This is a genomic window from Pedobacter aquae (assembly GCF_008195825.1).
Lineage (GTDB): Bacteria > Bacteroidota > Bacteroidia > Sphingobacteriales > Sphingobacteriaceae > Pseudopedobacter > Pseudopedobacter aquae.
Genome location: NZ_CP043329.1, coordinates 2,879,832 through 2,904,397, shown reverse-complemented (window position 1 = coordinate 2,904,397; position 24,566 = coordinate 2,879,832). Strand labels below are relative to the sequence as shown.

The 24,566-nt window shown below is 35.3% G+C and carries 21 protein-coding genes and 1 pseudogene; 12 read left to right on the top strand and 10 right to left on the bottom strand.

What is annotated here, in order from left to right; all coding sequences use genetic code 11:
- Window positions 1-7 precede the first annotated feature (7 nt).
- A pseudogene (gene def / locus FYC62_RS12775) lies at window positions 8-576 on the bottom strand (peptide deformylase).
- 113 nt (window positions 577-689) lie between these two features.
- Here def and FYC62_RS12770 point away from each other — a divergent pair.
- Window positions 690-1,469, top strand: coding sequence for a T9SS type A sorting domain-containing protein (locus tag FYC62_RS12770; protein WP_168199445.1), 780 nt, complete (start codon window positions 690-692; stop codon window positions 1,467-1,469).
- 171 nt (window positions 1,470-1,640) lie between these two features.
- On the top strand, window positions 1,641-3,908 hold the full coding sequence (locus FYC62_RS12765) for a Tex family protein (protein WP_149075214.1): 2,268 nt from the start codon (window positions 1,641-1,643) through the stop codon (window positions 3,906-3,908).
- Window positions 3,909-3,986: 78 nt separating this feature from the next.
- On the opposite strand, the gene FYC62_RS12760 is transcribed toward FYC62_RS12765, so the two are convergent.
- Window positions 3,987-5,420 carry an alpha-L-fucosidase gene (locus FYC62_RS12760; RefSeq protein ID WP_149075213.1) on the bottom strand — a complete coding sequence of 478 codons (1,434 nt, stop codon included), beginning with the start codon at window positions 5,418-5,420 and terminating at the stop codon, window positions 3,987-3,989.
- A gap of 182 nt (window positions 5,421-5,602) precedes the next feature.
- Between FYC62_RS12760 and FYC62_RS12755 the strand changes: the two genes are divergently transcribed.
- Entirely contained in the window at window positions 5,603-6,502 is a 900-nt protein-coding gene (locus FYC62_RS12755) for an IS982 family transposase (protein WP_149073919.1), read from the top strand.
- A gap of 104 nt (window positions 6,503-6,606) precedes the next feature.
- Here FYC62_RS12755 and FYC62_RS12750 read toward each other — a convergent pair whose 3' ends face one another.
- Both FYC62_RS12750 and htpG read right to left on the bottom strand, forming a co-directional pair.
- The gene (locus FYC62_RS12750) at window positions 6,607-6,843 is read right to left on the bottom strand and encodes a hypothetical protein (RefSeq protein ID WP_039450816.1); all 237 of its coding nucleotides are present in this window, start codon (window positions 6,841-6,843) and stop codon (window positions 6,607-6,609) included.
- A 119-nt stretch (window positions 6,844-6,962) separates the two neighbouring features.
- A complete protein-coding gene (gene htpG, locus FYC62_RS12745) occupies window positions 6,963-8,846 on the bottom strand; it encodes a molecular chaperone HtpG (RefSeq protein WP_149075212.1) in 1,884 nt (627 codons plus the stop codon).
- A gap of 136 nt (window positions 8,847-8,982) precedes the next feature.
- Here htpG and FYC62_RS12740 point away from each other — a divergent pair, with 136 nt between their 5' ends.
- The gene (locus FYC62_RS12740; protein ID WP_039450820.1) at window positions 8,983-9,405 is read left to right on the top strand and encodes a secondary thiamine-phosphate synthase enzyme YjbQ; all 423 of its coding nucleotides are present in this window, start codon (window positions 8,983-8,985) and stop codon (window positions 9,403-9,405) included.
- Between the two features lie 70 nt (window positions 9,406-9,475).
- Complete coding sequence (locus FYC62_RS12735; RefSeq protein WP_149075211.1) at window positions 9,476-10,780, top strand: sensor histidine kinase; 1,305 nt, start codon at window positions 9,476-9,478, stop codon at window positions 10,778-10,780.
- A 50-nt stretch (window positions 10,781-10,830) separates the two neighbouring features.
- Here FYC62_RS12735 and FYC62_RS12730 read toward each other — a convergent pair whose 3' ends face one another.
- Window positions 10,831-11,553, bottom strand: coding sequence for a DUF4397 domain-containing protein (locus tag FYC62_RS12730; protein WP_168199444.1), 723 nt, complete (start codon window positions 11,551-11,553; stop codon window positions 10,831-10,833).
- A gap of 213 nt (window positions 11,554-11,766) precedes the next feature.
- Between FYC62_RS12730 and FYC62_RS12725 the strand changes: the two genes are divergently transcribed.
- Window positions 11,767-12,171, top strand: a complete 405-nt coding sequence (locus FYC62_RS12725) for a BLUF domain-containing protein (protein WP_149075209.1) — start codon at window positions 11,767-11,769, stop codon at window positions 12,169-12,171.
- A gap of 5 nt (window positions 12,172-12,176) precedes the next feature.
- The gene (locus FYC62_RS12720) at window positions 12,177-13,145 is read left to right on the top strand and encodes an NAD(P)H-quinone oxidoreductase (RefSeq protein WP_149075208.1); all 969 of its coding nucleotides are present in this window, start codon (window positions 12,177-12,179) and stop codon (window positions 13,143-13,145) included.
- A 38-nt stretch (window positions 13,146-13,183) separates the two neighbouring features.
- On the opposite strand, the gene FYC62_RS12715 is transcribed toward FYC62_RS12720, so the two are convergent.
- Window positions 13,184-13,486 (bottom strand): YtxH domain-containing protein, encoded by a 303-nt coding sequence (locus FYC62_RS12715; protein ID WP_149075207.1) that lies wholly within the window; start codon window positions 13,484-13,486, stop codon window positions 13,184-13,186.
- A gap of 112 nt (window positions 13,487-13,598) precedes the next feature.
- On the opposite strand from FYC62_RS12715, the gene FYC62_RS12710 reads away from it, so the two are divergent.
- Window positions 13,599-14,411, top strand: a complete 813-nt coding sequence (locus tag FYC62_RS12710) for an N-acetylmuramoyl-L-alanine amidase (RefSeq protein WP_149075206.1) — start codon at window positions 13,599-13,601, stop codon at window positions 14,409-14,411.
- Window positions 14,412-14,474: 63 nt separating this feature from the next.
- Here FYC62_RS12710 and FYC62_RS12705 read toward each other — a convergent pair whose 3' ends face one another.
- Complete coding sequence (locus FYC62_RS12705) at window positions 14,475-16,160, bottom strand: glutamine--tRNA ligase/YqeY domain fusion protein (RefSeq protein WP_149075205.1); 1,686 nt, start codon at window positions 16,158-16,160, stop codon at window positions 14,475-14,477.
- Between the two features lie 288 nt (window positions 16,161-16,448).
- On the opposite strand from FYC62_RS12705, the gene FYC62_RS12700 reads away from it, so the two are divergent.
- The 3 genes from FYC62_RS12700 to FYC62_RS12690 are packed head-to-tail and all read left to right on the top strand — an operon-like array spanning window position 16,449 to window position 18,945.
- A complete protein-coding gene (locus tag FYC62_RS12700; protein ID WP_052176854.1) occupies window positions 16,449-17,189 on the top strand; it encodes an MlaE family ABC transporter permease in 741 nt (246 codons plus the stop codon).
- On the top strand, window positions 17,189-17,968 hold the full coding sequence (locus FYC62_RS12695) for an ABC transporter ATP-binding protein (protein WP_039450847.1): 780 nt from the start codon (window positions 17,189-17,191) through the stop codon (window positions 17,966-17,968). Before FYC62_RS12700 ends, FYC62_RS12695 begins: the two co-directional genes overlap by 1 nt.
- Before the next feature lie 2 nt (window positions 17,969-17,970).
- Complete coding sequence (locus FYC62_RS12690; RefSeq protein ID WP_149075204.1) at window positions 17,971-18,945, top strand: MlaD family protein; 975 nt, start codon at window positions 17,971-17,973, stop codon at window positions 18,943-18,945.
- 103 nt (window positions 18,946-19,048) lie between these two features.
- On the opposite strand, the gene FYC62_RS12685 is transcribed toward FYC62_RS12690, so the two are convergent.
- Window positions 19,049-19,606 carry a 30S ribosomal protein S16 gene (locus FYC62_RS12685; RefSeq protein WP_149075203.1) on the bottom strand — a complete coding sequence of 186 codons (558 nt, stop codon included), beginning with the start codon at window positions 19,604-19,606 and terminating at the stop codon, window positions 19,049-19,051.
- A gap of 135 nt (window positions 19,607-19,741) precedes the next feature.
- Between FYC62_RS12685 and FYC62_RS12680 the strand changes: the two genes are divergently transcribed.
- The gene (locus tag FYC62_RS12680; protein ID WP_149075202.1) at window positions 19,742-20,275 is read left to right on the top strand and encodes a hypothetical protein; all 534 of its coding nucleotides are present in this window, start codon (window positions 19,742-19,744) and stop codon (window positions 20,273-20,275) included.
- On the opposite strand, the gene FYC62_RS12675 is transcribed toward FYC62_RS12680, so the two are convergent.
- Complete coding sequence (locus tag FYC62_RS12675) at window positions 20,272-22,782, bottom strand: ligase-associated DNA damage response DEXH box helicase (RefSeq protein WP_149075201.1); 2,511 nt, start codon at window positions 22,780-22,782, stop codon at window positions 20,272-20,274. The two genes, FYC62_RS12680 and FYC62_RS12675, sit on opposite strands and share 4 nt — an antisense overlap.
- A gap of 44 nt (window positions 22,783-22,826) precedes the next feature.
- The gene (locus FYC62_RS12670; RefSeq protein ID WP_149075200.1) at window positions 22,827-24,539 is read right to left on the bottom strand and encodes a glycoside hydrolase family 3 protein; all 1,713 of its coding nucleotides are present in this window, start codon (window positions 24,537-24,539) and stop codon (window positions 22,827-22,829) included.
- Window positions 24,540-24,566 lie beyond the last annotated feature (27 nt).

Genomic DNA, 24,566 nt, shown 5'->3' with positions numbered 1-24,566 from the left:
ACCAATCTTATCTTTTTTTCTTTAAAGACGGAAATCTCATTTTATAAGCCACTTTAACAGCCCCTTTAGAGATAGATTCTAATTTATTTTTCAGCATCGTTTTACGCAACAAGCTAATACGGTCTGTAAAAAGCTTGCCTTCTATGTGGTCATACTCGTGTTGTATAACTCTTGCTGCCAAGCCTTTAAAGCTTTCTTCTTTTAGTTCCCAATTTTCATTGTAATAAGAAACAACAATTTCAGGCTTTCTACTTACATCTTCCCTAACATCCGGAATACTTAAACAGCCTTCGTTAAATTTCCAAGGTTCGCCAGTTTCTTCTAAAATGCGGGCATTGATAAATACCTTTTTGAAATTACTTAATTCGGGCTCATCATCATCAAAAGGTGTAGCATCAACAACAAAAGCCTAATGGGTAAACCTATTTGTGGCGCTGCTAAACCTACACCACTAGCTGCATACATGGTTTCAAACATGTTTTCAATTAAAACATTTAAATCTGGATAATCTTGATTGATATCTGTAGCGATTTTTTTTAAAACAGGGTCTCCGTATGCAACAATTGGTAATTTCATTATGTAAAATTAATAAAAAAATAGTTTTTAGAATGTGTCTCTATAACCTTATTGATATTGATACGTAATAAACGATGTATTTTTTTTATATTTACCATGAAAATTTCCTAATTATGATGAAATATTTACTAACTGCTTTCTTGATTTTCTTCTTGCACAGTGCTGGAAAAGCACAGTGTACAGCAACTATAACTGGTGCTTCATCAGGTTGTTTTGATAATATCAGTACTTATAGCATTACTGGTGCTACAGGTGCTACTTCTTACACTTGGACCATTACTGGTGCTGCTTCATTTAACAGAGTATCTGATACAGAATATACCATCTTATTTGGCAGTACAAATGTTACTATTACAGTAGTTCCTACCGGAGGAGCATGTAATGGCACTCCAGTTACGAGAACTATAACATCAGCTGCAAGGCCAGTTAAACCGGTTATTAATAGAGCAGCAAATAGCAATGCTTTAACTACACCTACTGTTGCTGGTTTAACTTACCAATGGTATTTTAATAGAACCCCTGTTTCTGGAGCTACTACAGCTACTTTCCCAATTCAAAATACAGGCCTTTATGCTGTTGAAGTTACAAATGCAGCAGGCTGTAAAACCTACTCAGATGACTTTCCTTACTTCTCTACTTCTGTTAAAGAGGATCCAAAGTTTGCTGGTTTTGCGTATTATCCTAACCCTATAGAAGCTGGAAATACCTTAACCGTGATTTTTGCTGATACTTATGATATAGAGCTTGTTGATATGACTGGTAAATCGGTTTTAAACCAAAAGAGCTTAAAAGGAAAGCAAGAGCTTGAAACAAGCAGCTTAAATACAGGCATATATTTGATGAAAGTAGAAAGTGAAGGTAAGCTAGCCTTTAGAAAGATTATCATCAACTAAAAAGATATTAATAGGTTAAAAGCCAATAGTGGTCAGGATTTTTTTATTCTGACCATTTTTTTTGATATTAATTTCTATACGCTTGTTTACCGCTAAGCATAGCTTTTTGTTAGGAATTTTATTTTGCACAACCTACAGTTTTTTACAACTTCGTAGACTAATAAAATTTACATGAGAGACCAACATATACAGCTTGTAGCGCAGGAATTAAGTATTGGTACTAAACAGGTTGATGCAACTTTAACCTTATTAGACGAAGGTGCAACTGTACCTTTCATTTCCAGATACCGTAAGGAACTTACCGGAAGTTTAGACGAGGTTGAGGTAGCTACCATAAGAGACAGGGTACAGCAGCTAAGAGAATTAGATAAAAGAAGAGAAGCTATTCTTAAATCTATTGAGGAGCAAGGTAAATTAACAGATGATTTAAGAAAGCAAATTATGGAAGCAGCTACCATGGCTGTTTTAGAAGATATTTACCTGCCTTATAAACCTAAGCGTAAAACCAAAGCATCGGTTGCCCGCGAAAAAGGTTTGGAGCCCCTAGCATTAAGCATTTTAGAGCAAGATAAAAACGACCCAGAGGCAGAAGCAGAGCAATATATCAATGAAGAAAAAGGTGTTTTGGCTGTTGCCGATGCTTTGCAAGGTGCAAGAGATATTATAGCAGAGCTGATAGCAGAAAATGCTGATGCGAGGGCTAAAATGAGAGATTTGTTTTGGGAGAAAGCTACCTTGAAAGCAGAAGTTTTTAAAGGAAAAGAAGAGGAAGGTATCAAATACAAAGATTATTTTGAGTGGGAAGAGCCCTTAAAAACTGCTCCATCACACCGTATTTTAGCTATCCGCAGGGGCGAAAAAGAACTTGTTTTGAAGTTAGATATTTTGCCACCAGAGGAAGACGCTATAGAACTCTTAGAGAAGCTTTTCATCAAGGCTAACCATGCAAAATCTCAGCAAGTAAAACTAGCCATAGAAGATGGTTATAAAAGATTGCTAAAGCCTGGTATGGAAACAGAGATTAGGTTATTGTCTAAACAAAAAGCCGATGAGGAAGCTATAAAAGTGTTTGCAGAAAATGCTCGTCAGTTATTATTAGCGGCACCAATGGGGCAAAAGAATGTTTTAGCCTTAGACCCAGGTTTTAGAACAGGTTGTAAATTAGTTTGCTTAGATAAACAAGGTAAATTACTAGAAAATACCACCATCTATCCTTTTACAGGAGCCGGAAATTTAAAAGAAGCCGAGCAAACTTTGGTTTTCTTGGTTAACAAATATGAAGTAGAAGCTATAGCTATTGGTAACGGTACAGCAAGTAGAGAAACAGAAGAATTTGTACGTAAGCAAGGTTTAAAAGATGTACAAGTGGTGATGGTTAATGAAAGCGGAGCCTCTATTTACTCTGCTTCTGAGGTAGCCAGAGAAGAATTTCCTAATCATGACATCACCGTAAGGGGGGCCGTATCTATTGGAAGAAGATTAATGGACCCTTTGGCAGAATTGGTTAAAATAGATCCAAAATCTATCGGGGTAGGGCAATATCAACATGATGTTGACCAAAACAAATTACAAACCTCTTTAGATGATACCGTTGTAAGTTGTGTAAATGCTGTTGGCGTAGAGTTAAATACAGCTTCTAAGCAAGTTTTAGCTTATGTTTCTGGCCTAGGGCCGCAATTGGCGCAAAATATTGTAGAATATAGAAACCTACATGGGGCTTTTAAAAACCGAGAATCATTAAAAAAAGTTGCTCGTTTAGGTGATAAAGCTTTTGAGCAAGCAGCTGGCTTTTTAAGAATCAGAAATGCCGAACATCCTCTAGATGCCAGTGCAGTACACCCAGAGCGTTATGCTTTGGTAGAGCAAATGGCTAAAGACTTAGGCTGTAAAGTAGAAGATTTATTGGTTAACGATGCACTTAGAAAGCAGATAAATCTACAAAAGTATATTTCTGATGAAGTAGGCTTACCAACGCTAAAAGATATTTTAGCTGAGCTTGCTAAGCCGGGCCGAGACCCACGTGAGCAATTTGAATCTTTCACTTTTGCTGATGGGATTAATAAAATTGAAGATTTAAGGGTAGGGATGAAAGTACCAGGTATTGTAACCAACATTACAAATTTTGGTGCTTTTGTTGATATAGGCGTTCATCAAGATGGTTTGGTACACCTAAGCCAAATGGCAGATAGGTTTATACAAAACCCTAATGAGGTTGTAAAAGTACAGCAAAGGGTAGAAGTTACCGTTACAGAGGTTGATGTTGCTCGTAAACGTATAGCATTAAGTATGAAGGGTAATACAAGCCCGGTAAAGAAGGCAGATAAACCAGCGATCGTTCAAAAATCAGTTACTAAAGAGGGTTTTAAAAAGCCTGTGCAAAAAGATGCTGAAACTGATATGCAGCATAAGCTAAAAGCCCTGATGGGTAAGTTTAAATAAATTTTTGTATCGAGCTGATTGGAGTTGAAGTTTTTATAATTTCCAATCAGCTTGATACTTTTTTCACTTTAAAGCCACTTAGTCAAGAGCCCCCGTTTTCATTTTCTCTTTTCCTGATTGTTCAAACCAAGTTTTCATTTCGCCTTTTACTTCAACTTTTAACACACTTGCTACCGCATGCGGTGCTTGAGATGGTATTTTTAACGTCACTTGCTCACCATTTTTATCCCATTTTAGTTTTTCGCCATTGTGCAGCATTCCTGCTGATATCACTTCTGGATCTAAACCATTAATAACTAATACACCATTTTTTGGCCACTCAAATACAGAAAGATAAAGGGTAGTTTTACCGTTTTGTGTTTTTCTGGTTACACGACCCCAAATTTGGCTTGGTATCGGACTGGCTTCTGTAGCATAAATGGCTTCGCTATAAATTTTCATCCAATTACCTAAATCTTTTAAGCGTTCTATACTGGCATCAGGAAAAGAACCATCTGGTTTTGGGCCTATATTTAATAAATAGTTTCCTCCTTTTGAGGCAATATCAACCAAGTTACGAATTAAGGTTTCTGATGATTTCCATTTAGTATCAGAATTTCTAAAACCCCAGGTACCATTCATGGTCATACAAGTTTCCCAATCTTTACCATCTAGCTCGCTTAAATCAGGGATTTTCTGTTCAGGTGTTTTGGTATCTCCAGAGAAATTAGGGCGTTTTAAACGGTCGTTGGTAATAATATGAGCTTGTTTTTTCAACTGTTCCTGTAATTTAAGGGCAGCGTCATCAGTCATTTTTACGGGTGTATCCCACCATAATACAGCAATATCGCCATAGTTGGTCATCAATTCTTTTACTTGTGGAACTGCAACTTCATCAATGTATTGCGCAAATGTTTTGGTTTCCTGTGCTGGGTCCCAATGGCCGTCATGTTCTTGTGTATAGTTATTGATTTTTGTGCTATCTGGATTAGGCCAACCTTCTGCCATTAATTTTCTAGCCGCAGAACCTCCTGGGTTTACCCAGTCTTGGGCTTGCGAGTAGTAAAAGCCTAATTTTACGCCATATTTTTTACAGGCCTCTGCTAAGGGTTTTAATAGGTCTTTTTTATATGGCGTTGCATCCATAATGTCCCAATCACTCGCTTTAGAATCAAATAAGGCAAAACCATCATGATGTTTAGCTGTAATAATCAGATATTTCATCCCAGCATCTTTAGCCATTTTTACCCATTCATCAGCATTAAATTTTACCGGATTAAATTTTTTAGCAACCTCTTTATATTCTGAAACAGGTACTTTCATTCTGTTCATAATCCACTCGGCCCCACCACGAGCCTGCTGATGACCTTTATATTCTCCGGCCATTTGTGCATAAACTCCAAAGTGGATAAACATACCGAAACGGGCCTCACGCCACCATTTCATTTTTTCATCTTGCGATATGGGTTGAGCAAAAACCGAAATACTTACACAAAACAGCACTAAAAGGGAGTATAATTTTTTTAGGTTCATGGTTATTATGGTTAAGGTTTATCAGTTGCTGGTAATTGGCAACTGATTACTAAAGTAATAACCTGAGTTCGATTAATAATAAAAGGATAAATGATAAATAAATCTTAGGAATAAAGAGGTAATATTCAGTTGTGTTTTATATATTTAAGTATCTGAAATTTAAGTATATAGATAAACAAAACATGAATATTACCATTGATAAAGTTACTGAAATTTTCTATTTAACAGATGAGTTTTGCAATCATTTTACAGCCAATATTAGCTCTTTTAGGATAGGAAACATTCCGAAAAGGAAGCCCCTGATGTCTGATAGCGAAGTCATTACCTTAATGGTTCTTTTTCACTCGGGCAGTTTTAGAAACATGAAGCACTTTTACCAGCAGTATGTTCAGAAACATCTGCTATCAGAATTTCCTCAAACGGTTTCCTATAATCGATTTACAGAGCTGATGCAATCAGCCGTTTTACCCATGACAATCTTTCTTAAAACGATGTGCCTGGGCGAATGCACAGGGATCTCTTTTGTTGATTCTACTCCTATCCGGGTATGTAAGAACAAACGTATCAAACGCAATCGGGTATTCAAGGATATTGCTACCGTAGGTAAATCGACCATGGGGTATTTCTTTGGGTTTAAGCTTCATCTAATTATTAATGACAAGGGTGAAATTCTAAACTTTGTCATTACCCAAGGCAATGTAGATGACAGAGAACCGCTTAAAAATGAACGGTTTATCCAGGCTGTCAAGGGTAAGCTATATGCCGATAAAGGATACTTATCCAAAGAACTGACCCACATGCTGTTTGTGGACGGATTACATCTAATTACCAACATCAGAAACAATATGAAGAATTGTTTAATGGAATTGAAAGATAAAATTATGCTAAGAAAGCGCTCGGTGATTGAAACCATCAATGATGAATTAAAAAATATGTGCCAGATTGAGCATTCAAGACATCGCTCTTTTGGTAATTTTTTGACTAATATTTTATCAGGACTAATCGCTTACAGCTTCTTTCCTAAAAAACCGGCTATCAAATATGAAGTACAAAAAACCTCGCAGGTGAGCCTATTTTTATAATCGAACTCAGGTTAATAGAAATCAACCAAATAACATAACCATACTCATGTATAATAAGAGTTGTTTTTAAACGAAAAATCCCGGAAGCTTTTTCCGGGATTTTTTTATTCTTCAGTTTGTGGGTGCGTTGGCTTTTGGTCTATCTTAGGTTCGTTCTTAAGACCCTCATATTGCTCATCTTCATCGCCATTTTTTTCTTTATAGCTACCTTCCCCTTTATCATCTAAATTTTCTTTACGACGTTCTGATTCTTTAAGAGCCCTTTCTGCTTGTTCTTTAACTCTTTTATCTAAATGATCTTGGTTAGGACCAGATTCCCAATGTTTTTCTTGTGTTTCCATGGCTGTTAAATTTGAATAGGTAAAACAAAATCTCTGCCATGTTAATTTACATCCTTAACCAGAAAATAAAAAAGCTTCCCTATTACTAAAGAAGCTTTTATAATATATTTAGAAATCTATTAGATTAAAGAAACACTTCTGTTTACAAAAGCTGTTAAATCTGCTCCGGTTAATAAACCTTGAGATAGTAAAGCTAAATCAAAAGCTTGTTTAGCTAATGCTGCTTGTGTACTTTCATCTTCAGCTTGTAAAATCTTACTTACTAGCTTATGATTTCCGTTGATAGCAACTTTATAACTATCAGGCATGTTACCATAAAAGCTCATGCCACCACCCATAGCAGCCATATCTTTCATACGACGCATAAACTCATCCATGGTTACGGTAACTGGTAACTCTTCTGGGTTCATTGCTTCTATATTTACTTGATAAGCCGGTTTGTTAATAGCTTTTTCAAATATCTCTTTAACTTTTTTGGTTTGGTCTTCGCTTAAAGCATGCTCTAATTTTTCGCCTTTATCAATTAATTTATCAGTAACATCAGCATCAACACGTTTTAACTGAACCTTTTCTAGCTTGTTTTCTATATGGCTAACGAAGTGATTATCAATAGGGGTATCCATCAACAATACATCGTAATTTTTCTTTTTTGCAGATTGTATAAAGGCGTCTTGCTTGGCAGGGTCTATCGTGTATAAATAAACCACATTACCATCTTTATCTGTTTGTGCTGCCTTTACTTTTTCTTTATATTCTTCTAAAGTGAAGTATTGGTTATCGGTATTTTTGAATAAGCCAAAGTCTTTTGCTTTCTCGTAAAATTTCTCTTCGCTTATCATTCCGTATTTCACAAAAATGCCAATATCGTTCCATTTTTGCTCGTAAGCTGGGCGGTCTTTTTTGAAAAGCTCGGCCAATTTTTCGGCAACTTTTTTAGTGATATAGCTATTGATTTTTTTAACATTTCCATCGGCCTGTAAGAAACTTCTAGAAACATTTAGCGGAATATCTGGCGAGTCTATAACGCCATGTAATAACATTAAAAACTCTGGAACAATGTCTTTTACCTCATCGGTAATAAAAACTTGTCTGCTAAACAATTTGATTTTATTACGTTGAAACTCTACATCATTTTTAAGTTTAGGGAAGTATAAAACGCCCGTTAAATTGAAAGGGTAATCAACATTTAGATGAATCCAGAATAGCGGGTCTTCAGAAAAAGGATAAAGCTCTTTATAGAATTGCAGGTAATCTTCATCTTTTAAATCGGCAGGTGCTAAAGTCCAGATAGGTTTAGCGCCGTTAATGATGTTTTCTTTCTCTACAGATTTGTATTGTGGCTTACCATCTTTGTCTTCTCCATCTGGCTCGCTTTCTGTTTTAGTGCCAAAAACAAGCTTGGTTGGTAAAAACTTAAAGTATTTATCTAATATTTCTTGAAGCTTGTATTGGCTTAAAAATTCTTCAGAATCTGCATTGATGTATAAAATCACATCAGTACCGCGGCTGGTTCTTGTACCTTTAGCAATCTCAAACTCTGTACTTCCGTCACAAATCCAGCTAGCAGGTTCTGCACCATCTTGGTAAGAAAGTGTCTGAATTTCTACTTTTTCTGATACCATAAAGGCCGAGTAAAATCCTAAACCAAATTTCCCAATAATTTCATTGGCGTCTTTAGCGTCTTTAAATTTCTCGACAAATTCTGTAGCGCCAGAAAAAGCAATTTGGTTGATGTATTTTTTTATTTCTTCGGCAGTCATACCTAAACCATTATCACTTATGGTGATGGTTTTCTTTTTCTCATCAAAAGCTACCTCAACTTGCAGTTCTCCTAATTCGCCATTATACTGCCCTAATGAGGCTAATCTTTTTATCTTTTGTGTAGCATCAGAAGCGTTTGATACTAATTCTCTCAAGAATATTTCATTATCCGAGTACAAGAATTTTTTAATAATCGGAAAAATATTCTCGGTGTGGATGGAAATGGTTCCTTTTTCTTGCATAACTCTGTTTGTTAGATTGATTTTTATGATTTACCTAGCCTCATCAAGCGCTGTACCAATGCTTTTTTAGTGACATGTTGACAGCCGGCAGGTATTTTGTAGCTATTTATTTGCTACATTTTCAATAATTTTAAGGATGAAATTTTTTCAGCAACAAATAAGGTTAAGACCTTTTTCAAGAGGTTTCCATTTAATTACCAGAGAAGTTTTAGCGGCTTTACCACAAATTCAGGAAATAGAAATTGGGCAGTTGCAAGTTTTTATGCAACATACATCAGCATCATTAACGATAAATGAAAATGCCGACCCTACTGTACGACAAGATTTTGAATCGCATTTTAATATCATGGTGCCAGAAAATGCACCTTATTATTTGCATGATTATGAAGGGGCTGATGATATGCCTGCACACATAAAAGCATCTTTGCTAGGTGCATCTGTACAAATACCTATCTCAGGTGGTAAATTGTGTTTGGGTACTTGGCAAGGTATTTACTTATGCGAACATAGAGATGATGGAGGAAGCAGAAATATGATGCTCACGGCATGGGGAGTTTAGGCTTTTTTTAAATTTAATTTTTTAAATTTGGCAAAAAATAATTTCAAAAAATAATGTTTATAAAATATTAATGCAAAATTTTATTAAACAAGATAAATTTTCTTCTTTTTGGAGCTGGTGGGTAGGTGAAAATTTAAATCTTTCATTAGAAAGTAGAATTTTTCATTCCTTTAGTTTGATTGTAATTACAGCTCTTATTTTAATTACCCCAATCAATTACTTTAATAACCTCATACCATCATTTTTACTTACGCTAGAAATATTTCTGATTCAATGTTTAACGTATGGTATCAGTAGGTTTAGAAACAAGTTTACGCTTGCAATTGATATTTCTGCTATCAATATTAACCTGATACTTGCAGTAAATTATTTTTATAATGGCGGCATAAATAGCCCTAGCCTATTACTTTACGCTGTAAGTTTATTTTTATTATTATCCATATCAAGGCTTAATAAACTACCTTATTGGCTAATTGTTAATGTGGTGTGTGTTACTGTTATTGCCACGCTAGAATATTATTATGGCGAAGATATGGTAACCCCTTATGTTAATGAAGAAAGTAGGTTATTGGATATGTTTGCTACCTATATAATTTCTTTAGCTTTGATTTATATAGGGACTTTATACCTTAAGAAAAGCTATATCGCTCAAAAAAAGATAGTTTTAGAAAAGGCAGAAGCATTAAAAGTTTTAAACGACGAAAAGGATAAAATTTTCTCTATCATTTCACATGATTTACGTACACCCTTAGCAAATATTCAGCAATATTTAGAGATTGCGAATACTGTTGAACTTACAGACGAAGAAAGAAAAGTTATAAGGACTGATTTGCTAGATTTAACCAAAAACTCTCTCGAGCTTCTTAATAATTTACTGCATTGGTCTAAAAACCAGATGGAAGGTAATATTGTAAATAAAAGATATATTTTAATTGAAGAAGAGCTAACGCTCACCTTTAATTTTCTTAAAAGTTTTGCCAAGAAAAAAGATATAACCCTAGAGGTTATTTTAGAAGAAAAAATTTCTATATATGCTGATGTAGATATGCTAAAATTGATTTTGCGAAATCTTATCCATAATGCTATAAAATTTACACCTACTGGTGGTATTATCTACGTAAATATGGTTACAGAAAAAGATGCGTATTTGATAAGTGTGGCCGATAAAGGAATGGGAATTAAAAAAGAAGAGCAAGATGCTATTTTCACGCTAAGTACAAAAACAAATTACGGAACCCATAAAGAAAAAGGAACAGGTTTAGGGCTTATGCTTTGTAAAGAATTTGCAGAAATGCAAGGTGGCAAAATTTGGTTTACAAGTAAAGAACAAGAAGGAACAACCTTTTATTTGACTTTCCCAAAAATGGAATCATAAAAAAAGGCTACTTTTTTAAAGTAACCTTTAAACAGGAAGAAAATAGGGTTTTAAAAATCGCTTAAATGTTCACTCACTTGAATGCCCGTTTTAAGCGTATCATTGGTAGTATTGTCAATTCCTTTTGCCCAAATGGTATAAACTCTTCCGGTCTTAATTTCTACATTTTGTCTAGTAGCTTTATCAGTACCGTTATTCTTAATTTTGAAAGTATAGGTTTTATTACCTGTAATATCACTAAAAGCAGTATGAACTTTATAAGCCGTTGTGTTAAACAGTAAGCTATCAGAAGCGGTTGTTAGGCTTAAAGCACCAGCATCCGGACTTAAATTAAGAAATCTGATTTTTGCCTTACCTGCCGCCGGGCTAGTTAAAGAGTCTTTAATAATTAAAAAATTTGGATTTGGCGCAGCATCTACTACATAGATAGAGTAAAATTTATCAGTCTCCAGATTTACTGTTCCCGTTCTTAAAGTATCTTGTGTGCCACCCACTTTACGAATGCTTATCCTGCGTTGCCCCGCCGCATATAAATTGTAAAAAGTTCTTTGGCTAAAAGTAAATGGTCCGCTTCCGGTGCCACGGTCTGTTATAAAATTAAAAGCTTGCGTACCTGGCGAAGCATGGAAAATACTAACCGCAGCTACTTGTTGAGGCGTATAATCATCATCGTTTTTTAAACACGAAGTTAAAGTTAACAAGAAGGCAGCTGCCAATAAAGTTTTTGCTGTAGTCAATCGCTTAAGATTGTTAATAGTTCTAAAATTTCTCATCATTATAAAATTTAATTTCTGATAGACGTTATAGGACATAACGGAACCAATCATTAATCTGTTACACAGGAAATGATTTTTTATAAGTTTTTTTAGTTTTTTTGCGCTACATCAATAAAAATGAATGCTTTAAGAGCTTTAGAACTATTTTTTTAGCCAAATAGTGTAAAAAAGGGTTTATAAAGAATTTTACCTTTACAATTTTTGAAAACCATGTACTACTTAATTTATTTTGCTTACGAGTTTACGCCTTTTACAACCACAAGTTTAGATGAGCTTTTAGCGCAAGCAAGAGAGAAAAATGCTAAATATAACGTTACAGGTAAGCTTCTTTACGTTGAAGGAACCTTTATACAATTACTAGAAGGAGACAAACCAGCTGTAAAACATATTTATAATGCCATAGAAAAAGATAAGAGAATTATAGCCTTAAAAGTAGTGATAGAAGGGCCAGCTAAAAAACGTTACTTCCCAAATTGGTCTATGGCTTATGATAAAATATCTTTAACAGATATCAATGAAATGGAACAGTGTGAGCATCCAGGAGTTAAAGAATATCTAAGCAAGGCTACACCAATAAGATTATTAAAACTTATTGCTAATAACCCATTATTATAGATGTTATGAAGGCTATAGTTATCCAACAATACGGCGGTCCAGAGGTTTTAACTTTAGAAGAAAGAGCTATACCACAGGTGGCTGATGATGAAGTTTTAATAAAAGTTGCTGCTGTAGGTATTAACAGACCAGATATCATGCAAAGGCAAGGGAAGTATCCAGCTCCGGCTGGGGCTGTTGCTGATATTTTGGGTTTAGAATTAGCAGGTGAGGTAGTTGCTTGTGGCTTAGCGGTAAACAAGTATAAAATTGGAGATGCTATTTGCGCTTTAGTTTCTGGCGGTGCTTATGCCGAGTATGTAATTGCAAAAGAGGGAAATTGTTTAAACATCCCGAAAGGGTTAAACTATTTAGAAGCAGCTTCTTTACCAGAAACTGTTTTTACTGTTTGGTATAACCTTTTTATACTAGGTAAATTAAAGGCTGGCGAAAAAGTTTTGATACACGGCGGCTCTAGCGGAATTGGCGTTATGGCCATACAATTAGCCAAAGCATTTGGCTGTAAAGTAATGGTTACCGCAGGCTCTAAAGAAAAATGTGATGCTTGTACAGCTTTAGGAGCTGATATTGCCATTAATTATAAAGAGCAAGATTTTGAGTTTTTACTAAAAGAAGCAGGTGTAAATGTTGTTTTAGATATGGTAGGAGGGAATTACCTGCCTAAAAATATCAATATTTTAAGTGTAGAAGGGCGTTTAGTTTATATCAATGCGATGCTAAATAGAGTTGGCGAGCTAGATATTCTGAAAGTAATGCAAAAGAGATTACAAATTACCGGAAGTACTTTAAGGGCAAGAGAACCAGAATTTAAAGCCTTTTTAGCCAGAGAAATAGAAAAGTATGTATGGCCATTATTTGAAAATAACAAAGTGAAGCCAGTTATTCATCAGGTTTTCGCTTACGCTGATGTTATAAAAGCCCACCAATTAATGGAAAGCAGCAAGCATATTGGTAAGATTATGCTTAAATTTTAAAGGAGATACACATTTTAGTATATCTCCTTTAAAAATCATTAAGATAAAGATTTTGAATCCTGAGCAACTTTAGCAGAAATTTCGTTTAAAGTATTGTCAGAGAAATGCGAAGCTTCATGTGCTTTAGCAGACAAATAATCTGAAGTGTCTTTAGACAAATCATTTATTTTACTGGCTTGTTTAGAAGCTGTATTTTTTAAATGGTCTGTAAAATCTTTAACGCCATCTACCAAAGAAGACCAATTTTGCTTTCCGTTTTCTGATTTTAAAAAATACCAGGCTGCTGCTCCTGCTGCAATACCGGCTACCAATACTGCTGCTATTTTTGATTTGTTTTCCATTTTCTTAAGGTTTTATTGAAGTATGCATAAAGCTAAGACCTTGCCAAAAAGTAAAATCGAAATAATTAAACATAAAACAGCTAAATGTTATATTTACGCGTTTTTTAAGCATATGAAGTATTTAGTCATTTTCTTTTCAGCCATCATATTTATCTCTTGCTCTCCAAAACCATACAAGCAAGCAGAAAAAATACAAACTGCAAAAATGGAAGAGGTTACCGCTAGTATTGTGGTAAACCCTGCACCTACGGTATTAGATTCAGCAGGTAATGCTATTCCATCTGCCTATATACCTACGGTAAATTTTGGCGCTCGTAAGCCTTTTTATGTTATTATACATCATACCGCACAAGACTCTTTAGCGCAAACCATTAAAACCTTTACCATGGAAAGCACCCAAGTAAGTGCACATTATGTGATAAGTAGAGATGGTTTTTTAGTACAGATGTTAAATGATGAGCTAAGAGCATGGCATGCTGGCGCTGGTAAATGGGGTAATATTACCGATATGAATTCTTGCTCTATTGGTATTGAGTTAGATAATAATGGTAGAGAACCTTTTGCCGAGGCACAAATAAATACATTGTTATTGCTTTTAGCTAAACTTAAAAAGGATTATAATATCCCAACAGCAAATTTTATTGGACATGGTGATATTGCACCTAAAAGAAAGGCAGATCCAAGTATATTATTTCCATGGGATGTTTTAGCTAAGAATGGGTTTGGTTTATGGTATGATTTACCAGATATGCCACCACCTGTAAATTTTGATGAAGAAGCTGCTTTAAAAAGAATTGGTTATGATACCACTGATATGGCTGCCGCAATAGTAGCTTTTAAAAGACATTTTACCAAGACAGATTTATTTCCTATTCTTTCTACTTGGGATAGATGTATACTTTATAACCTGTATAAGAAGTATTAATAAAGTATAAAGTATAAAGTATAAAGTATGCTGATTTACACACTTTATACTTAGTTTTTATGATTATTTATTGGCTTCTTTGGCCCAGCTATCTTTTAAACCAACAGTTCTGTTAAAAATGAGGTGTTCTGCTGTAGCTTCTTTATCTAAACAGAAATAACCTTTTCTAATAAATTGGTATCTTCTGTCAGGGTGTTCTTGTAATTGCTCAATAGCTAATGTTAAATCTGGTTCTATATAGGCGTTTTTAACCACAACTAAACTTTCTGGATTCATATAATCTTTAAAGTCACCATCTTCAGCGTCTGGTTGTTCTACTTTAAATAGCCTGTCATATAACCTTACTTCGGCAGTTTTAGCGTGTTTTACACTTACCCAATGCATGGTTCCTTTTACTTTTAACCCTGATGTATCTTCACCAGATTTTGAGTTAGGGAAATAAGTACAATGAATTTCAGTTACATTTCCATCTGCATCTTTAACAAAATCATCACATTGTACGATATAAGCATTTTTTAAACGGCACATTAAACCTACACCAAGTCTAAAGAATTTCTTTGGAGGTTCTTCCATAAAATCTTCACGCTCTATCCATAGCTCTTTGCTAAATGGTATAGCTCTTTCACCATCATGGCCTTCAACTTCTGGGTTATTTTCTCCGTGTAAAATTTCTTCTTGCCCATCAGGATAATTGGTAATTACCATTTTTATAGGGTCAAGAACAGCCATTCTTCTCCACGATGTTTTATTTAAATCTTCACGGATAAAGAACTCTAGCAAACTAAAATCAATGAAGTTGTCTCTTTTAGCTACGCCTATTCTTTCGCAAAAATTGCGGATAGATGCTGGTGTAAAACCTCGTCTTCTTAAACCACTAATGGTAGGCATACGCGGGTCGTCCCAACCGGCAACAATCTGGTTGTTTACCAACTGCATCAATTTTCGCTTACTCATAACGGTATAGCTCATGTTTAAACGAGCAAATTCATACTGTTTTGATGGGAAAATATCCAATTGCGCTATAAACCACTCGTATAATGGGCGGTGTGGAATAAACTCTAGTGTACAAACAGAGTGGGTAATTTCCTCAATAGCATCAGATTGCCCGTGTGCAAAATCATACATTGGGTAAATACACCATTTATCACCAGTACGATGATGATGCGCATGTTTTATCCTGTACATCAAAGGGTCACGCAGGTGCATGTTTGGGTTTGCTAAATCAATTTTAGCTCTTAAAACTTTGGCACCATCAGGATATTTACCAGCTTTCATTTCTTCAAAAAGCTGTAAATTTTCTTCTATAGATCTACTTCTGTAAATATTTGCAGTTCCTGCTTCTGTAGGTGTGCCTTTTCCAGCAGCAATTTCTTCTGCTGTACTATCATCTACGTAAGCTAATCCTTTTTTTATCAGGGCAACCGCAAAATCATATAATTGGTCAAAATAATCAGAAGAATAAAGCTCTTCTTTCCAATCAAAACCTAACCATTTTACATCTTCCTTTATACTTTCTACATATTCAGTATCTTCTGTAAGGGGGTTGGTATCATCAAATCTAAGGTTGGTAGCGCCATTGTATTTTTTGGCTATTCCAAAATTTAAGCAGATAGATTTAGCATGACCAATATGTAAATAGCCATTAGGCTCTGGAGGGAAACGTGTTAAAACTCTGCCACCATGCTTGCCATTTCTAAGATCTTCTTCTATAATCTCTTCAATAAAATTTAATGATTTTTCCTCTGACATATCTTTTCCTTTGCTTACAAAAGTAAAAAAACAGCCGGATTTATTAGCCTATGCTAAATTTCTAGCAAATAAATTACGCTAATGGGTGTATATAGCTATCAGCAAAGGCTTTATGTAAAGGTGCCTGAGCTTAAACTTAAAAGCAACACTTCCATATTTTGTGATTTAATTGTTATGTTTTCATCTCTTTAGCATCATTTTTGATATAATTCTATACTTTTACGCAGCTTAATTGAATTAGAATAATTGGAAGCACCAAAATCTCGTTTCGTACAAAAATTACATAGCATGTTTTACGAACTGTATTTAGTATATCAGTTCGTGATGAAATTCTTCAAAGAAGTACTTCTACCGCCTTATGAGGGTAAAGAAATTATGCGTCAATGTTACCAAGTTGGTTACCGCTCTTTAGCCTTAATATCTTTAACAGGATTTATAACCGGTATTGTTTTTACCAAACAATCCAGACCATCTTTGGCAGAGTTTGGGGCAACATCATGGTTGCCATCTTTGGTTGGTATTGCTTTATTGAGAACATTAGCTCCTTTGTTAACCGCTTTAATATCGGCAGGTAAAGTGGGCTCTAGTATTGGTGCCGAGTTAGGTTCTATGAAAGTAACCGAGCAGATAGATGCTATGGAGGTTTCTGCTACCAACCCGTTTAAGTTTTTAGTGGTAACCAGAGTTTTAGCAACCACTATCGCTATTCCTATTTTAACATTTTACACAGCTTTGGTAGGTTTATTGGGTAGTTTTGTAAACGTAGCCATGTTTGAAGATACGAGCTTTAGCGGTTTTATTTCATCGTCTTTAGAGTCTATAACTTTTCTTGATATTATTGCGTCTACTGTAAAGGCTATCCTTTTTGGGTTTACCATTGGTATGGTTGGTTGTTACCAAGGTTTTAACTCATCAAAAGGTACAGAAGGTGTAGGTAAAGCAGCAAATTCATCGGTAGTTATTGGTATGTTTTTAGTGTTTATTGAAGAAGTATTGGCAACGCAAATCACGTTTTTATTCCGTACATAATGCATAAGAATAACAGAATAGAGCATCCGGAAGAAAGAGATAAAGTAATTACCATCAGAGATTTAAATAAATCTTTTGGAGATTACCATGTGCTTAAAGGTGTTCATCTGGATTTGTATGAAAGAGAAAACCTTGTGGTATTAGGTAAATCAGGAACAGGTAAATCTGTCTTGATTAAAATTATATCGGGTCTACTGAAACAGGATAGCGGTACGGTAGAAGTTTTGGGTAAAGAAGTAAGCCAATTAAAAGAAAAAGAATTACAAGAACTGAGAATACATATAGGTTTTTCTTTCCAGAATAGCGCTCTTTATGATAGTATGACGGTGAGAGAGAATCTAGAATTTCCTTTGGTGAGAAATCGTAAAAATCTGACTAAAAAGGAGAAAGATTATGCCGTTGAAACCGTTTTAGATGCGGTAAGTTTAGGGCAAACCATTAATCAAATGCCTTCTGAATTATCTGGAGGACAAAGAAAGCGCATTGGTATTGCTCGTACTTTGATATTACAACCTAAAATTATGTTGTATGATGAACCAACAGCTGGTTTAGACCCTATAACATGCTTAGAAATTAATGGTTTAATAAACGAGGTACAAGAAAGGTATCATACCAGTTCTATTATCATTACCCATGATCTTACTTGTGCCAAGCAAACAGGTGATCGTATAACCATGCTTCTTGATGGCCATTTTAACCAAGTAGGCACCTTTGAAGAAGTTTTTAATACAGATGATGAAAGAGTTAAATCTTTCTATGAATATAATTTTATAGAGTAAAAATGACTGAAATAACAGACAGAAAACGCGGTGTAACCGTTGGAATATTTATTTTTCTTGGCCTAGCCATTTTCCTTATCGGGATATTAACTTTAGGAGGGCAGAAGAAAACTTTCGTAAAATCTTTTACCGTAAATGTTGTTTTTGATGATATTCAAGGGTTAAAAGTAGGGAACAACGTATGGTTCTCTGGCGTTAAGGTAGGTACCATTAAAAAAATTCAGTTTTATGGAACTTCGCAGGTTCAGGTTTTTTTAAGTATAGAGGAAGTGGCTCACCAATACATCCATAAAGATGCTAAAGCCAGTATTAACTCTGATGGTTTGATAGGCAACAAGATTATTGTGATTGATGGAGGTTCGCCTAGTTTTCCTTTTGTTGAGGATGGCGATAGACTACAGGTTAACAAAACTTTATCTACCGATGATATGATGAAGACTCTTCAAACCAATAACAAGAACTTGGTAGATATTACTTCAGATTTTAAGATTCTTGCTAGAAACTTAGTAGAAGGAAAAGGTGCTGCCGGGGCTTTATTAGCCGATGAGCAAATTGCTAAAGATTTTAAAGCTATGGTGGCTAATTTAGAGACTACAGCTGCTTCTACCAACAAAATGGCTAAAGAGCTTAATAGTTTTACTGCAAAAATGAATACCAAAGGAGGCTTGGCCGATAAACTTTTTACCGATACAGCTGTATTTGCAAAATTACAATCATCGGTAAATGAGTTTCAACAAACAGCAGCGGCAGCTTCTAAACTTACAGAGAATTTAAAAGTAGCATCCGCAAAATTAAATGCTCATGATAATGCTTTAGGTGTATTGTTAAATGATAAGCAAACTGCCGAGCAGCTTAAAGTAATTATGAGAAATTTAGAAACCAGCAGCCAAAAGCTAGATGAAGATTTGGAAGCTTTACAGCACAACTTTTTATTAAGAGGCTATTTTAGAAAGAAAGCTAAAGAAGAGGCTAAGTAGAAATATAAGCGAAGGCTTGTAAATTAATAACCAAAGTATCCCATAAACAAGAAAGGGTGATTTGAATATTCAAATCACCCTTTCTTGTTAAAAGAAAATAATATTATTCTGCTGTAGGAGTTTCAGTTTCCTCTGCAGAAGCTTCAACAGCTACATCTTCTGATGCTGCTTCCTCTTCTACTTCTGGAGCTGCTTCTTCAACAGGAGCATTTTTAGCAGCAATTGCAGCCTCAATAGCTTCTCTTTTCTTAGCTTCTTCTACCAAAGCAGCTTTCTTAGTTTCTTCTTTTTTAGATACTAAACCTGCTTTTTTAGCTTCGATTTTACCTTCTTTGCCTTGTAACCACTCTGCAAATTTTGCATCAGCTTGCTCTTGTGTAAGAGCGCCTTTAATTACACCACCGTTTAAGTGTTTTTTGTAAAGTACACCTTTGTAAGATAAGATAGCCTTAGCTGTATCTGTAGGTGTAGCACCGCTAGTAACCCATTTAACAGCTTGATCAAAATTCAAGTCAATTGTAGCTGGATTGGTGTTTGGATTGTAAGAACCTATTCTTTCAATAAATCTACCATCTCTTGGTGCTCTTGAATCTGCTACTACGATGTAGTAGAACGGTTTTCCTTTTTTACCGTGTCTTTGTAATCTAATTTTAGTTGCCATTTTTAATACATTAAATTTTTGCAATATCCCTTTACACGTAAAGGGACGCAAATGTAAGATTTAAAATTCTATTTTGCTAGTAATCAATTTTTTATTTTACTGTGTTACGTTTAAAATTCTCTTTACCTTTATTGTATGAATTTGAAATGCCTTCTTTTAACGCTTTTTGCTTTAATGTGCTCTGCTACAGTTTTTTCTCAAAGACATGAAATCCTGATTACACACCAGAATAATAAAACTACTGTGATAAAAGCGGGTGAAATGGTAAGGATAGCTTACCCAAGAAATAAGCTAAATTTAGAGCATAAATTTAAAGGTGAAGAGGCTGGTTTAAGGGGTTTGATAGATTCTATCAGTAAAGAAACTGTTTTTCTAAAGATAAGGAAAGGCGCAAAAGATAATTTAGCTTTAAATGTAAAAGATATTACAGCCATACAAAAAAGTGATTTTGGTGGTACTTTGGGCGTATTTTTATTAAGCTATGCTGTTTTAGGAGGTTCGGCAATTGCTTTAACAGAAAGTTTAGATGTAAACCCAGCTATTACAGCTTTTAGCGCAGTGGCAGCAATTTTTCCGGCTAGTATCATCACTGTAAATATGTTTTACCCAAGTAAACCAAAGAAAAGAGTAGGTAAAGATTATAAATTGGATATGATTACGGTTTATTAATTTAATCTTTCTACCATTTTAGCCACTCTTTCTTCTAAAGACTCGGTACTCATTTTTTCTCTCAGCCTATCTACCATAATAGGGAAAGCAAAAGGACTAGGTTGTGCCATTTCTTTAAGCACAATTTTTTGTTTTTGTATCCGCTGTAAAGCTTCTCTTAACCTAAACTCTTCTAGTTGGAAAGCTAAAGCCTCGTTATAAGCTTGCCTAATTAATAAATTATCCTTTTCGTATTCGCTAAATACATCAAACAATAAGGATGTTGAAGATTGCAGATGTTTGTTTTTCATAGGCTTGCCCGGGAAACCCGTAAAAATTAAACCAGAAATATGTGCAATATCTCTAAATCTTCTGCGGGCCATTTCATTTGCATTGAGGCTGTTTTGTATATCGTCTATTAAATTTTTATCGCTAAATAAATTGTTTTCCAAGGCTTTTTCTAGTAGTACTTCATCATCGGTTAATAACTCAAAACCATAATCATTCATGGCTATAGAAAAGCTAGCATTTTTAAGTTTTGATAATCTAAAACCTAATAAAGATGCCATACCTTCATGTACCAACCTGCCTTCAAAAGGGTAAAAGAATAAATGGTGTCCATCTCGGGTTTCTAATTTTTCAATAAGAAACTCGGTTTTTTGAGGCAAATGTGATAAAGAGTTTTGTTGGGTAAAAAGCGGACGTAAAGCAATAATTTCTTCGTCTTCTTCTACACCTAAGGCTACCTCATCAAGTTTCTCTCTAAAAACAGCTGATAGTTGCGACGATAATGGCATTCTACCCCCTAGCCAAGTAGCTATAGCTCCCTTCTTTTTAGTTGATTTTTTAACATAGGCTGTCATGTCTTTTACACGCACCAATTCTAAGTTTCTGCCTGCAAACCAAAAATTATCGCCTATTTTAAGTTTAGCAATAAAGCCTTCTTCAACAGTGCCTAAACTGCCGCCGCTTTGAAATTTTACCCGCATGCTTATTTCGCTGGTGATGGTTCCCATACTTAAACGATGTCGCATGGCTATTCTACGGTTGTTTACTTTATACAAACCGTTTTCGTATTCTACTTTTAAATACTCATCGTACTGGGAGAGTGTTTTACCTCCTTTGCTGATAAAATCTAGCAAATCATCAAATTCCTGAGGTAAAATATCAGCGTAAGCGAAAGTGCTTTTTACTTCTTTATAAATTTCATCGGCTCTAAAGCCATCAGAAACAGCCAGAGTAACCAAGTATTGGATAAGAACATCAAAAGCTAAAATAATGGGGTCTCTGCTCTCAAAAGTTTTTTGTTTGATGGCATGTTTAAGTGCAGCGCCTTCTAATAATTCTAAAGAATGCGTGGGCACAAACCAAGCTTTGGAAGTTGCACCTGGATGATGCCCACTTCTGCCTGCTCTTTGCATAAAACGGGCTACTCCTTTAGGGCTACCAATTTGTATAATGGTATCAACGGGTCTAAAATCTACACCCAAATCTAAACTGGAAGTACACACCACTACTTTTAAAATCTCGGCATGTAAAGCTTGCTCTACCCAATTGCGTAAATCGTTATCTAAAGAACCATGGTGCATGGCCATGATACCAGCATACTCCGGATATTTATCTAATATAGCCTGATACCATATTTCTGATTGCGCTCTGGTATTGGTGAAAATGAGTGTGGTTTTGCTTTGGGCTACGATCTCCATCACCTCGGGAAGCAGCTTTAAGCCAATATGCCCGCTCCAACTATAATTTTCTATGTTTTGAGGGATGATAGAAGTGATAACGAGATTTTTATCAATGTCAGCTTTCACCATTTTTTGCTGCTCTTTAGGGAAGTTAACGCCTAAAAGCACTTGTGCAGCTTCTTCAAGATTACCAATAGTGGCGCTTATACCCCAAATTTTTAAAGTTTGATGACCGAAGTGAGAAGTTGGAAAGCCGGGCTTATCATCGGTCTTCGGTCTTGCGTCTCTCGACATCAATCCTTTCAACCTACTTAAACCTAACTCCATTTGTACACCGCGTTTTGTGCCTAAGAGTTCATGCCATTCATCGGTTACAACCACATTTATTTTTTCAAAAGTTTTGGGATAATCTTTTTGAGCCAGCATGAGGTGTAAGCTCTCTGGTGTGGTTAATAAAACTTCTGGTGGTTTCCTTTTGATGGCTTGCTTATCGGCACTACTGGTATCGCCAGTGCGGGCGGCAATTTTCCAAGGGATTCCCAAATCATCAACCACAGTTTGCATGGCCTTTTGGATATCATTCGTTAAGGCTCTCAATGGTGTTATCCATAACATTAACAAACCATTATTTTTTCTGCTTTGGTAATCGTTTGGATATTGATTGATATAATCTGCCAAAAAAGGCAAAAACAAGGCAAAAGTTTTACCACTACCTGTTGGAGCATTTAACAAGCCAGAATAGCCTTTTAAATAGGCATCCATCATTTCTTGTTGAAAAGCAAATTGCTGCCACTTTTTTTGCTTATACCAATTGCTTATGATTTTTTCTCCCGGGCTCATTCGTATAGAAGAATTAAAACTAAGCCAAAATGTTTGCTTAGGGTTTATTTTACCTCGCCAGCACCAAATTTATAGTAAGCATTTATGGTAACAGGTAGTTTCCCTTTAGCGTTTAGTTTTCCTAAAATGACCCTTGCAGCAGAAGATTGCATTTCTTTACTGTTTTGATAACCTAGTACCAAGGCTTTAGACTGCTCTATTCCGGGTAAACCGGCTAAAGTATATGGGTTTGCAAAAACTACTGTAATGGGGTTAAATTTGGTCATATCAGCAATAAACAGCTTTAAATTATTTTGATAATCTAAAGTGCCAGCTGGGCGTAATCTGGTATCGTGAATAGCCATTACAAGCTGTCCAAATTTTGCTATTTCTGTTTTTACGGTTTCTAATTCTTTTAGGCTGATATCTTTTGGGATGATGAATAAAGTAGCATCAGGGAAAAAGCGTTTCATGGTTTCTGAAAAAGTTGTTGGGTCTTTTGGCCCAATACTTAGTATAGCCATTTTCCTAACAAAATCTGTTGCAATAGGGAAGTTTTCAGAACCTTTTAACACTGTTACAGCAGCATCTGTTAGTTCTTGTACTAGAACTTTAGATTCTGCGCTATTCAAAGCCTCCACAAGTTTTGTAGTGTCTACGGCTTGGTATTGGTGTAAGTTCATCCAGTATTTAGCAGCCAAAATGCGTTTTACTTTTTGGTCAATATCATCCCAAGTTAATTGGTGTTTTCTGATGGATTTCCGAATGAGATGGATAGCTTTTTCAGAATCCTGAGAAAGTTCTATCACATCTAAACCCGCTATAATAGCTTTTACATCGGCTTCGCCATTAGGGAAAAATTTAACTACGCCTTTCATATCCATGGCGTCAGAAAAAACCAATCCTTTAAAGTTTAAATCATTTTTAAGCAGATTGGTAATGATGGGCTTAGAAAGTGTTGAAGGCAGATTTTTAGTATTATCTAAGGCTGGGATACTCATATGCGCTACCATTACACCGTTTAAACCTGCGGCTATAGCTTGTTTAAATGGATACATTTCTAACGAGTCTAGCCTTTGTTTGCTGAAAGATAATAAGGGTAAATCGTAATGAGAATCAACATCAGTATCGCCATGACCTGGGAAGTGTTTAGCGGTTGTAAATAAGCCAGCATCTTGCATACCCTTCATATAGGCAATGCTTTTATTGGCAACGTTATATTTATTTTCGCCAAAAGAGCGGTAGTTAATTACCGGATTTCTAGGGTTGTTATTAACATCCATAACCGGGGCAAAATTGATATGAACACCTAAGCGTTTTAAATCTTTGGCTACCATTTGCCCCATTTTATAAATTAAATTATTGTTTTGGATAGCGCCTAATGTCATTTGATAAGGATAAGATAAAGTGCTATCTAAGCGCATTCCCAAGCCCCACTCGGCATCTTGAGCTATCATTAAAGGCACTTTTTTAGATAAACTTTGGTATTGGTTGCTTAGTAAAGCCTGTCTTTTTGGGCCACCTTGAAAAAATACTACCCCACCTAAATGTTGTTTGGCAATAACTTTAGCAACAGAATCTGAATAAGCTTTCCCTAAATTGGTATGTGCTCTTACCATAAATAATTGACCAATTTTCTCGTTACGGGTAAGTTTTTTAAAAACAGAATCTACCCAGCGGTTAGTGGCATTTACGGTACTGATATAAGGGACTTTAGTTTGTGCTTGAAGTAAAGAAAAACTCAGCGCTAAGCTTATTAAACATATTATTTTCTTCATGTATATCTTTTGCTTAAAGATTTTTTT